The organism is Dyadobacter sp. CY345 (genome assembly GCF_021502725.1).
In the GTDB taxonomy this organism is placed as follows: Bacteria; Bacteroidota; Bacteroidia; order Cytophagales; family Spirosomataceae; genus Dyadobacter.
On record NZ_JAKFFS010000003.1, the window covers coordinates 222648 to 234775 of the forward strand.

Consider the following 12128-nt stretch of genomic DNA (forward strand, 5'->3'; position numbering starts at 1 on the left):
ACGTAAAATCAAGATTTATACGATATTTGTATTTGTAAAGACTAAAAGCGAACGAAATTCCCCTTTCATGAAACTTCATAAAGAAGGTTACACCATCATGGCGATCGCCGCCATAATATTGATTCTGATAAATTTAGGCATCTATATGTTGTTGCCTGATGGATACTGGATACCTAGAATAACCTTAGTTGTCAGCATATTTATTTTCTTTCTGATCGTACAATTCTTCCGCGTGCCCTCACGTGTTGTGAAAACAAGCGAAACGCAGATCATTGCGCCTTGTGATGGGAAAGTAGTGGTAATTGAAGAAGTGGTCGAAAATGAGTACTTTAAAGGTCCAAGACGCCAGATCAGTATTTTCATGTCGCCCATTAATGTGCACGTTAACTGGAACCCGGTGAGTGGTGTCATTCAATATTTTAAATATCATCCAGGTTTATATCTTGTGGCATGGCATCCGAAATCCAGTACGGAGAATGAGCGTACTACCATTGTCACCCGTACTGCGTCAGGCGTGGATATTTTATTCCGTCAGATTGCAGGAGCTGCTGCGCGCCGCATCCGTTGGTACGTAAAAGAGGGAGACAAAGTTGAACAAAGCACCGAAATGGGCTTTATCAAATTTGGCTCCCGCGTTGATATTTATGTTCCGCTTGACGCAGAAATCAAAGTAAATCTTCAGGATAAAACAGTCGGTAGTGTTACCGTTTTGGCTGAATTAAAATAACCGCCAGGATAAAATCTGCTGGAAGAAATTAGGTACTGCATCAGGATAAACTATTGCCATAAATACCATCCCGAATACTGCACCATAAATATGGGCGCTGTGGTTGACATAACTTCTGCCGCGGCGCCCTTCGTATATCGAATAAGCAAGAAACAGGATTCCGAAGATGAATGCTTTCAGCTTAATGAAGAAATACAAATAGATATCCATTAATGGATTAATCAGGATTGCTGCAAAAAGAATGGCAGAAACTCCACCAGAAGCGCCTAATGAATTATAATTCGAATTGGTACGGTGTTTCAAAAATGTTGGGATATCTGAAACTACAATGCCGACCAGATATAAAAACAGATAATAAGCAGGTCCGCTTGTTCCGAAAAGCATATTGAAAAGCCTCTCGATTCCTTCGCCAACGAACCAAAGCGTCAGCATATTAAAAATTAAATGCCCGAAATCGGCATGAATAAATCCTGAGGTAATAAATCTGTAATATTCATTTCGCTTGCTGACCCGGTAAGGATTCATGATCAGCTTATCCATAAAAAGCGAATTCTGGAGGGCATAATAACTGATACCAGCCGTTATGATAATTATTATGAGGGTGATAGACATAAGATTCGAATCGATGATTTAATTTGAAAGCTACTTATAATTTTTTTAGTGAATTATTTTTCCCGCTCAACCAGCTGATGAACAAATTCCAGTAAGTTCTTTTTACGTTCAGAGGGTGCAGGCAATCTTTCCAGACAATCGATTCCCTTTGAAAAGTAGCTGCTGATTTTTTCTTCTGTCAATGCCCGGATACCCAGCTTGTCGTAAATTTCCCGAACTGCATTTACTTTTTTCTCCTTATCAAAAGTTTCAACGGAGAGCCATTTATTTAATTCCGTTGCTAAATCGCCTTCCGCTTTGGCAAGTGCTTCGATAAGTAAAAACGTTTTTTTGTTGGCAATAATATCGCCGCCGACCTGTTTCCCAAACTTTGCCGGATCTCCGTAAACATCCAGCAGATCATCTTTCAGTTGAAAACCGATTCCCATACTTTCCCCCGCTTCATAAAGCAATTGAGTGGCTTCGGCATCAGCTCCACCTATGATTCCGCCAAGTTCCAGTGCAAAACCCAGCAGAACGGACGTTTTAAGGCGAATCATGTCAATGTATTCTTCTTCGGTAACATTCCAGCGGGTTTCAAAATTCATATCCAGCTGTTGCCCTTCACAAACCTCGGAAGCGGTTTTATTAAAACGAATCAGAACATTTCTCAAATCTTCTCTTCTTATATCAATCAAAAGATCGTAAGCTCTGATCAGCATGACGTCGCCCGAAAGAATTGCGGTGTTCGCATTCCATTTTTCGTGTACCGTTGGCTTTCCGCGTCGCAAAGGTGCTTTGTCCATGATATCATCATGCATCAAAGTGAAATTGTGAAAAACCTCGACAGCGATGGCTGGTTTTAGGGCATTTCTGAAATCGTCTGTATAAATTGACGCGGCAAGTAGTGTTAACAGCGGACGGAAACGTTTCCCGCCCAAAGCCATGATATAACGTATCGGTTCATAAAGTTCCGCGGGAGATTCTCCGTAAGCGTTTTGTTCTATTTCAGTTTGCAGGGTTTGCAGCAGATTTTCTGTTGTTGTCATTCGTGGCTGATTACTACGCTTATCAATTCTATTGGAAACGAATTATTTCTACTATCAGGTACTTTTTGAAGCACTACGCAAAGTACCTAAATCCTGTTGAGAAACTCAAAGGTAACAGGATGAATGGTTGACTGACGAAATTAAATGTGCCCGCCGGGAAAAATAATTCGTGGTCATTAGTGTAAATTCGTGTATTCGTGGCGCTAATAAATTCAAAAAATGCCTTTTCATCTTTATTTCAACGGAGAGATATCTCCACTTGATACGACGCTTTTTAAATCAAATGACCTGGGCATTTTACGTGGTTATGGCATGTTTGATTATTTCCGGACATACAATGGCATGCCCTTCCGCTGGGATGACTACTGGCAGCGATTCGAGAATTCCGCGAAGTTATTAAAACTTCCGCTTCCATTGAACCAGGAAGAAGCAACTGAAATTCTTGCCGACCTGCATTCGCTTTCGGGAGAAAAGGAAGTTGCTTTTCGGTTTGTTCTGACGGGCGGTTATGCGCCGGACAGTGTCAGTGTGGTGAAACCAAATTTTCTGATCAGGACCGAACCTTTGCCGCAGGATAATCCGGCTGGTTTATTGAAGGGGATTAAAGTTTTGCCTTACCAATATGTACGTGACCTTCCTGAAATTAAAACCACCAATTATGTGCATATGGTTTTGATGGCGGATGAAATGAAAAAGCAAGGCGCATCGGATCTGCTCTTCCATAAGGATGGGGAAATAAGTGAACTGACAAGAAGCAATTTTTTTATTTTCAAAGGCGATACACTGATTACTTCTGATACCAATATTTTAAGAGGAATTACCAGAAAAGTAGTTTTGGAATTAGCTAAGACTCATTTTAAAGTAGAGGTTCGCCCGTTATTGTATTCTGAACTGGAAACCGCTGACGAAGCATTTACAACAAGTTCAACAAAGTGGGTGATGCCTATCGTACAAATCGGAGACAATCCTGTTGGCGATGGAAAAGCAGGAAAACGTACACTTTCGTTGCAGGACTTATTTAAGAAAGTGGTTTTGGAATGGGGAAAATAATTTTCTTCCGTCCGACGGTTTTTTTACCGTCGGACAGATAAAAAACAGTTGATATTTTTTACTTATGAAAAATTATTGAAATAAGTTTTCATAAGTCAGTCGATAGTGTAGATGTTTTCTTACCGGTCCGACGGCGGAAAAAGCCGTCGGACCGGTTGCTCGTAAAAAGCCTCTGGTATTATTTTAATTAATTGAATACTAATGGATTAGTTCCAGCCTTGCGCTGTGATCGGCACTCTGTTATCTCCTTTGGTATGAAGTAAAACTTCATCTTTTTTGTCGGTCATGTATCCGATAACACTGATTTTCGGGTTATTTTTGATTTTGTCATAATCACTTTGAGGAACCGTGAAAAGTAATTCATAATCTTCTCCGCCATTCAAAGCTGCCGTTATCGGCCCGATGTTAAGTTCCACCGCGCCCATATAAGTCTGCTCGTCGATAGGAAGTTTATCTTCAAAAACCAGAGCGCCAACACCTGATTGCGAACAAAGATGTAAAAGATCAGAAGCCAGACCATCCGAAACATCAATCATGGAAGTTGGGATACAACCAGCACCGGCAAGCTCATAAACCACATCCATCCGCGCTTCCGGGCGGAGTTGTCTTTGAATAACATATTCTTTTCCGTCAAGCTGCGGCTGCATATTCGGGTCGGCAAGGAAAACCTGCTTTTCTCTTACCAATAATTGCAGGCCAATATAAGCGCCACCTAAATCGCCGGAAACGCATAAAAGATCCCCTGCTTTAGCCGTGTTCCGATAGGTAATCCTGTCTTTTGCAACGCGCCCGAAAACACTTACAGAGATAAATAATCCTGATAACGAAGAAGAAGTATCACCGCCGACAAGATCTACATTAAAATCTTTGCAGGCCGCTTTCATGCCTTCGTACAATTCCTCCACAGCTTCAACTGAGAAACGGTTGCTCAGCGCAATACCAACTGTAACCTGGCGCGGAACGCCGTTCATAGCCGCTATGTCTGATACATTTATTGCAATCGCCTTATATCCTAAATGTTTTAACGGGAAAAAAGAAAGGTCAAAATGGACTCCTTCTAAAAGAATATCGGTTGACAATAATCCAAATTCCGTTCCAAGATCAATAACGGCCGAGTCGTCGCCGATGCCTTTGATGCTTTCAGGTAAATTATTTTTAAGTCCCTCATTAAGTCTTTTGATAAGACCAAATTCGCCTAAGTTGCTGATTTCTGTTCTTGATTCTGCCATGTTACAAAGTTAGCTAAAATAGACGAAGCCATCTCCCGGAAGAAATGGCTTCGTCTGTTTCAATAATATTTTTTTTCTTAAAAGTTCAATGCGACTCACGTGCCGCAAACTGATTTAAGGATTTGAAAGCGTGTATTGATTGATCGTATTTCCGGTTTTTACACTGGCGTCTATTCGCGTTAAAACTACCTTAGTATCCTCCAATGAGCTTATTGTAAATTTAATGGTTCCATTGGTACCGCTCGGAGCCGGATTCAGGCCAGAAAGTACCAATGTATTTTCGCCTTCCAAAGCCCATGTTCCGTTGAATGTATTTTTATCAAATTCGGTGTAAGCGGCTGTTCCTGTGCTTGACAACGCAAGTCTGAAATTGGAATATCCTTCCTGAACATTACCTGCGCCTCCACGGGTATAAACAGTTGTAGTTCCGTGCTTTACAGTCTCAGCCGTCCATGTTTTTGCAATGCGTTCAGAAACCGGCTTTTTTGAATCTTTTTTACAACCTGCTGCCACAAGGGTTAGCGCCAGCATGATACTCCAAAGCAAAGTATATTTTCTTTTCATTTTATTTTTCACGAATGATTTTCTTAATTAAACGCCAAGTTCAGATTTTTTAGTCTTATTATCAAAATATTCTGAAATGTCGGCTTAAATTCCGGGCATAATTATTGAGCTTATCCGCCGCAGCGGTAAAACGAAGTGCATGAAAGAGTATACAAAATCGCAGCTTGCATTAAGAAACGGGCAGGATCGGGAAGAAATATGGTGTGCTTATCAGGGGCTTATCTACGATGTTACCACTTCACGACTTTGGCGAAACGGTCACCATTATGAACATTGGGCGGGCCAGGATCTGACCAAAGAGCTTGGAGATGCGCCGCATACCGAGCGCGTTTTTGAGCGGTTTAAAGTAATCGGTAAATTAACAGAACCATTTTAATTATCAGGATTTGAAACAAAATACTTCCCTAATCGCCGATAGCGGTTCTACAAAAACCGATTGGCTGATAGCATATTCCGGAAAGTCGCCGGTTCGTTTTCATTCAAGTGGCTTAAATCCATTTTATCAGACAAAGGATGAGGTTTCTGAAATATTAGAAAAAGAAGTTGTACCGTATCTTTATAACACAATTGACCAGGTCTTTTTTTATGGCGCCGGATGTGCAGACAAGGCGACCAGCCGGCCCATTTATGACGCTTTGGTAGATATTATTCCGTCTGCCGAAATTATTGAGGTTGCCTCGGATATGCTTGCGGCCGCAAGAGGATTATGCCAGAATGAGCCAGGAATTGCTTGTATTTTGGGCACGGGGGCTAATAATACTTTTTACGACGGTGACACGATGGTCCATTCCATAGGATCGCTTGGTTTTTGGCTGGGTGACGAAGGCAGCGGTTCTTATCTTGGAAAAACGCTGTTGGTTCACTTTCTTCAGAATGAGCTGCCGGAAGATCTTCATAAGCAGTTTGAGGAAAGTTATCCGGGAACAAACCGGCTTGCTGTTTTGGAAAAAGTTTACCGCCAACCTTTCCCAAATCGTTATTTCGCAACTTTTTCCCATTTCATTTCAAAAAATATAAAACATCCGTTTATCCATAAAATGGTTACTGATGCGTTTACTCTTTTTACAGAGAAGTATATTCTTAAACATAAGGATGCAGAAAAGTATCCGGTTCACTTTACTGGGTCGATCGCGTTTTATTACCAGGATATTCTGAAATCAGTTTTGGAAAACAAGGGACTGACGCCAGGAAAAATTCTTAAATCGCCAATGGAAACGCTTTTTGATTATCATTTGAAAAGAGATATGTAAAAATCCCTGGCTGGCATATACTTTGATAACCATTCATTTTATTTAGAAATTATTTGATCAATGCCGAGACGCTCCATTCGCTGGCTTACTTTATTTTCTGCGCTTCTGATTATTGGCGTTGTGGTTACCCAGATTTATTGGGTTAAACAGGCACTTGACCTGCGTCACCGGCAATTTAATCAGAACGCGCATGTAGCGTTGCAGGATGTTGCTCAGGAGCTTGCGACGGTCAATGGCGTAATGCAGACTTCAAATCCCGTTGAGCAGTTATCGCCTGAATATTTTCTGGTGAATACAAATGCAACTACGCAGCCTGATCTTTTGGAACATTTTATCAAAGACAGTTTTCAAAAACACAATCTTATCACAGATTTTGAGGTAGGGATTTATGATTGTACCACCGACAGGATGCGGTATGGAATGTCTTTGAGCACAAAAACGAATGACAAAACCACAGTAAAAATCAATAACTGGGTTAAGACCGACAAATATCCTTACTATTTCGGCGTGCGGTTTCCCCAGCAATCGGCATACATCGTCGGGAATTTGAATGGCTGGATATGGTCCTCGGTGCTGGTTTTACTGGCGGTTGGGTTCTTTGCTTATGCTTTGTTTATTATTTTACGGCAAAAACATTTGTCGGAAGTTCAGCGGAATTTTGTTAATAACATGACACATGAGCTGCAGACGCCTATTTCCACCATCCGTATTGCTGCTGATGTACTTAATTCAGATATTATCACAACGCAGCCGGAAAGGCATAAGCGCTATGTCCACATCGTTCAGGAAGAGATTTTAAGATTGCAAAATCAGGTGGAAATGGTGCTTTCCATGGCCAAGGCTGAAAGAAATGCCCTGACATTAAAAAAGGAAATCGTAGATGTTCATCAGGTTATAGAATCTATTTTACTGCCTTTTGAGGGGAAAGTACAGCTGAGATTTGAGGCCTCGCAACCTTGCGTCGAAGCGGATCCATTTCATTTGAGGAACATGATCACAAACCTCATCGATAATGCCATTAAATATTCCGTCGATAAGCCGGAAGTTGTTTTAAGGACATTTAATAAAAAAAGCTGTCTCTTTATTTGTGTTGAAGATAAGGGTGTCGGAATCGCGCCGGAGTTTCAGAAGAAGATTTTTAACAAATTTTTCCGGATTACCTCGGGTGATGTGCATAATGTTAAAGGCTCTGGCATAGGGCTGAGTTATGTAAAACAAATTGTCCGTTCCCATCACTGGCATCTGGAATTGGATAGTGCCTTGGGGAAAGGAAGCATATTTACAATTTCGATCCCACAGAAATAGATCATATTAAGCGTTAAAACCTAAAATCGAACAAGTTGAAAAAGAAAATTTTATACGTCGAGGACGATCCGAATCTTGCCTTTGCAACCAAGGATAATCTCGAAGCTTACGACTACGAAGTGGTACACGCCGAAGATGGCGCGAAAGCACTTGAAATTATTAACAAAGAGCATTTTGATATTTGTGTGCTCGATGTAATGCTTCCAAAAATGGATGGATTTACGCTGGCTGAAAATATCCGGAAATCAGATAAGCAGGTTCCGATCTTATTTCTGACAGCAAGATCTTTACAGGAAGACAAGATCAAAGGGCTTGAACTCGGCGCGGAAGATTATGTGACGAAACCTTTCAGTATACAGGAATTGATGCTGCGGATAGGCGTTATTTTGAGGCGAAATAACTCAGGAAAACCTGTTGCGGCACAACCAAAAATCAATTCGATCGGTAATTACAGTTTTGATTTTCAGAAACTTACTTTGTCGATAAATGGTACTTTGCAAAACCTTACTTTCCGGGAAGCTGAGGTGCTGAAATATCTTTCTGAGCGCCCGGACCAGGTTATCCGGCGGGACGAATTACTGAAAGCCATTTGGGGAGATGATGATTATTTTATGGGAAGAAGTCTGGATGTTTTTATTTCGAGATTACGTAAATATCTGTCCTCAGATCCCGTAATCCGCATTGATAACGTGCACGGCGTAGGATTCAGAATGACCTATTAACATATCCTTTTTCAAATATCTTTCATTTTTATTTGCACAAAAAAAATAAGTTCCTATATTTGCACCCTCATTTGGAAAAATTGATCGTCATGGCTAAGGTTTGTCAAATTACTGGTAAAAGAACACGCGTTGGAAATAATGTTTCTCACGCTAACAATAAAACAAAACGTAAATTCTTCCCGAATTTACAGAAGAAACGTTTCTTCCTTCCTTCGTCAGGAGAATGGGTTACGTTGAAAGTAGCTACTTCTGCTCTTCGTACAATCAACAAGAACGGTATCGAAGCTACGATCCAAAAAGCATACGATAAAGGAACACTTACGTTCTAAGAAATTTGCGAATTTATTGGAAAGGGACTTCTCTTATTCGGGGAGTCCTTTTTTTCGTCGATTCTCCAGATTTCAGGAATTGTTCGTTTAGTCTTATCAGGTAAAGAATTACAAATCCGGTAACTGTTTTGCCAGGTTGACTATGCATAACCTTTCCGTATATCAGAAAGTATTTCTGCTTCTCGGCTCCAATCTTGGAGAGCGGCTGCAAATTTTGCAGTCTGCCGCAGGTATGGTTGAAGAGCGCGTCGGGACTATCCGAGCTGCCTCGTCAATCTATGAAACCGCACCCTGGGGTGTATTAGATCAGCCTGTTTTTCTTAATCAGATACTGGAAGTTCAAACAGAACTGATGCCTGAGGAAGTGCTCAGGATTATTCTGGAAATTGAGCATGAACTTGGACGCATCCGTTATGAACGATGGGGCGCCCGGGTGATTGATATTGATATACTTTATTTTAACGATCTGGTACAGGATAGCGCGCGCCTTACCCTACCACATCCCCGCCTCCATGAGCGCAGGTTTACGCTCATTCCTCTTACTGAAATCGCTCCTGATTTTCTTCATCCTCTTTTGCAAAAAACTTCCCTGGAACTGCTGGCCGATTGCGACGATCCGGGTGCTGTTATAAAAATTTCATAAAAAAGTACTACTTCGCATTCTACACTGCAAATAGAATAATATTCCATTCACTCTCCATTTTACGCAGTTTATCATTTTTTAATATTATTCTCAACTGATTATCACTTGTTTTGCATAACAATTGAAGTGTGGCTTAAATTTATTTTTTAAAATAAATGGGGGTGAACGCAGAATCGGTTGTCATCGGGATGGGAAAAGTTCAATTTTATGGAACCGGTTGTAAACTTGCTTGACCTGCCTTTAATTATATACCAAAATGTTAGCATGAAAATTAAACTACACAAAAAATGGATTGTGCTGTTACTGTTTGTAATCAGTTTGCCAGCAGCTGCGCAGAATAAACATACTGTAAGCGGGTATGTAAAAGATCTTGCAAACGGAGAAGGGCTGATCGGCGTTTCCGTGTATGTGAAGGAAGTTGAAACCGGCGTTGTGACAAATCCGTATGGATTTTACTCGCTTACACTTCCTAACGGCACTTATAATGTCGTTTTCTCCTACATCGGTTATCAGAAAATTTCCAAAACGGTTGATTTGAATACAGATCAGCGCGTCGACATTGAGATGTCGGATGAAAGTGAAAATTTGAAAGAGGTAACGATTTCAACGAAAAAAGAAGACGACAATGTTCGGAGCATTGAAATGTCGGTGAATAAGGTGGAAATGAAAACCATCAGAAAAATGCCGGCACTTTTGGGAGAAGTCGATTTGATCAGAAGTATTCAGTTACTACCTGGTGTTACAACGGTTGGTGAAGGAGCTTCCGGATTTAACGTTCGTGGCGGTGATATTTCCCAAAACCTGGTTTTGCTTGATGAGGCTCCGGTTTACAACTCCTCTCACCTTTTTGGATTTTTCTCCGTGTTTAATCCTGATGTTGTAAAAGATGTAAAACTGATCAAAGGCGGTATTCCTGCGCAATATGGCGGCCGTATTTCTTCAATTCTTGATGTAAGGATGAAAGAAGGAAATGCGAAGAAACGTGAAATTAACGGTGGTATCGGTTCGATATTTTCACGACTCACTTATGAACAGCCTTTCGCTGCCGGAAAAGGGTCATTTATTGTAGCAGGTCGCCGTTCTTATATTGATATTCTTGCAAAACCTTTCCTGAATGATGATTTAAAGGATTCCAAATTTAATTTTTATGACCTGACGGCAAAAGTGAATTACCGTTTGGGAAATAAGGATACATTTTTTGCCTCCGGTTATTTTGGTAAAGATGTTTTTGGTGGCGGAGATTTTGGTTTTGGTTGGGGAAACGCCACTGCCACAGCTCGCTGGAATCACATTTTTTCAAATAAATTGTTCATGAACCTGACAGGTTATTACAGCAACTATGATTATAATCTTGGTCAGAATGAAAATGATGACCAGGCAAAAGATCGTTTTGTCTGGAAATCCAAGATCATCAGCAAAAGTGTAAAACCTGACTTTACGTACTACATCACACCTAACAACCAGCTGACTTTCGGAGGGCAGTATATCAATTATGATTCCCGTCCAGGAAAAGCTACGGCTGTTTCAGAGGGTGAAGGACTTAATCTGGATCTGCCGTCGCGTCATGCGGATGAATCAGCTTTATACATTGCTAATGAGCAAAAACTAACAGACAGGATTTCCTTACAATATGGTATCCGTTATTCGTACTACCGCAGCCTGGGGCCGGGAACTGAATATTTATATGGAGATACCACGGCGGGAATAAGAAAACAGCCGATTTTTCCAGGAACAGAATATGGCAAGGGTGATGTGATCAAAACATATGGAAATTGGGAGCCTCGTTTTGCAGTCAATGTGGGTATTACTTCAACCGCCTCTTTGAAATTGAGCTATAACCGTATGTCGCAATATCTTCACCTGTTGTCTAACACAGCCGCAAGTTCTCCTTTGGATGTTTGGACGCTGAGCTCTTCAAATATAAAACCTGAGCTTGCTGACCAGGTTGCGGCGGGATGGTTCCAAAATTTTAAGGATAATATGTTCGAAGCTTCCGTGGAGGTTTATTACAAAAAACTGCACAACCAGATTGACTATGTAACTGGATCAGATTTGCTGCTTAATCAATTTGTTGAAGGTGATTTATTAACGGGTAAAGGCCGTGCCTACGGAGCTGAATTTTATTTAAAGAAAAACAAAGGCCGTTTAACGGGATGGATTAGTTACACGTTATCAAAGACCGAAAGACAGGTTATGAGTATCAACAACGATAACTGGTTTCCGGCACGTTTTGATAAGCCTCATAATTTCACTTCGGTGGCAATTTATGAGTTGAATAAGCGATTGACCTTGTCATCGAACTTTACAATTACATCCGGAACGCCGGCAACTTTTCCTACAAACGGATATTCATGGGGTGGATTTTCTTTGGGTAACAATTACAATAATTCAAGAAACAATAACCGTATCCCTGCTTACCACAGACTGGATCTGGCGGCGACGCTCAAAGCCCGTAAGAAATTATTTGGTATTGGAGAAGGTGAATGGGTTTTTTCAATCTATAATGTCTACAATCGTCGGAATGCTTTCTCGGTATATACACGCCAGAATGACGATAAGCCAAGCATTAGTGACAGAGCTCAAAATATGTTAAGAACAGAAGCTGTTCGCTATTCTGTGATTGGAAGCCTGATTCCTTCTGTGACCTATAACTTTAAGTTTTAATCAGC

Annotated in this window: 13 protein-coding genes; 9 read left to right on the top strand and 4 right to left on the bottom strand. The window is 40.9% G+C overall.

Translation table 11 applies throughout. The features are described from left to right. The first annotated feature begins 67 nt into the window (after positions 1-67). Positions 68-727 (top strand): phosphatidylserine decarboxylase family protein, encoded by a 660-nt coding sequence (locus tag L0657_RS14750; protein ID WP_235151569.1) that lies wholly within the window; start codon positions 68-70, stop codon positions 725-727. Here L0657_RS14750 and L0657_RS14755 read toward each other — a convergent pair. Together L0657_RS14755 and L0657_RS14760 are read right to left on the bottom strand one after the other, a co-directional pair. Beyond that, positions 719-1339 (bottom strand): rhomboid family intramembrane serine protease, encoded by a 621-nt coding sequence (locus tag L0657_RS14755; RefSeq protein WP_235151570.1) that lies wholly within the window; start codon positions 1337-1339, stop codon positions 719-721. The two genes, L0657_RS14750 and L0657_RS14755, sit on opposite strands and share 9 nt — an antisense overlap. Before the next feature lie 53 nt (positions 1340-1392). Next, positions 1393-2367 (bottom strand): polyprenyl synthetase family protein, encoded by a 975-nt coding sequence (locus L0657_RS14760; RefSeq protein ID WP_235151571.1) that lies wholly within the window; start codon positions 2365-2367, stop codon positions 1393-1395. Positions 2368-2586: 219 nt separating this feature from the next. Between L0657_RS14760 and L0657_RS14765 the strand changes: the two genes are divergently transcribed. Beyond that, the gene (locus tag L0657_RS14765; RefSeq protein WP_235151572.1) at positions 2587-3417 is read left to right on the top strand and encodes an aminotransferase class IV; all 831 of its coding nucleotides are present in this window, start codon (positions 2587-2589) and stop codon (positions 3415-3417) included. A gap of 206 nt (positions 3418-3623) precedes the next feature. On the opposite strand, the gene thiL is transcribed toward L0657_RS14765, so the two are convergent. After that, complete coding sequence (thiL, locus tag L0657_RS14770; RefSeq protein WP_235151573.1) at positions 3624-4646, bottom strand: thiamine-phosphate kinase; 1023 nt, start codon at positions 4644-4646, stop codon at positions 3624-3626. A 114-nt stretch (positions 4647-4760) separates the two neighbouring features. Then, positions 4761-5210 carry a hypothetical protein gene (locus L0657_RS14775; RefSeq protein ID WP_235151574.1) on the bottom strand — a complete coding sequence of 150 codons (450 nt, stop codon included), beginning with the start codon at positions 5208-5210 and terminating at the stop codon, positions 4761-4763. A gap of 139 nt (positions 5211-5349) precedes the next feature. Here L0657_RS14775 and L0657_RS14780 point away from each other — a divergent pair, with 139 nt between their 5' ends. The 7 genes from L0657_RS14780 (at position 5350) to L0657_RS14810 (ending at position 12123) form a co-directional block, all read left to right on the top strand. Continuing rightward, positions 5350-5586, top strand: a complete 237-nt coding sequence (locus L0657_RS14780) for a cytochrome b5 domain-containing protein (protein ID WP_235151575.1) — start codon at positions 5350-5352, stop codon at positions 5584-5586. A 10-nt stretch (positions 5587-5596) separates the two neighbouring features. Continuing rightward, a complete protein-coding gene (locus tag L0657_RS14785; RefSeq protein WP_235151576.1) occupies positions 5597-6460 on the top strand; it encodes an N-acetylglucosamine kinase in 864 nt (287 codons plus the stop codon). A 60-nt stretch (positions 6461-6520) separates the two neighbouring features. After that, positions 6521-7765, top strand: coding sequence for a sensor histidine kinase KdpD (locus L0657_RS14790; protein ID WP_235151577.1), 1245 nt, complete (start codon positions 6521-6523; stop codon positions 7763-7765). Positions 7766-7800: 35 nt separating this feature from the next. Beyond that, on the top strand, positions 7801-8487 hold the full coding sequence (locus L0657_RS14795) for a response regulator transcription factor (protein ID WP_235151578.1): 687 nt from the start codon (positions 7801-7803) through the stop codon (positions 8485-8487). 89 nt (positions 8488-8576) lie between these two features. Next, a complete protein-coding gene (rpmB, locus tag L0657_RS14800) occupies positions 8577-8816 on the top strand; it encodes a 50S ribosomal protein L28 (RefSeq protein WP_031528537.1) in 240 nt (79 codons plus the stop codon). Between the two features lie 142 nt (positions 8817-8958). Beyond that, positions 8959-9459, top strand: a complete 501-nt coding sequence (folK, locus tag L0657_RS14805; protein ID WP_235151579.1) for a 2-amino-4-hydroxy-6-hydroxymethyldihydropteridine diphosphokinase — start codon at positions 8959-8961, stop codon at positions 9457-9459. A 264-nt stretch (positions 9460-9723) separates the two neighbouring features. After that, entirely contained in the window at positions 9724-12123 is a 2400-nt protein-coding gene (locus L0657_RS14810; RefSeq protein WP_235151580.1) for a TonB-dependent receptor, read from the top strand. Positions 12124-12128: the final 5 nt, after the last annotated feature.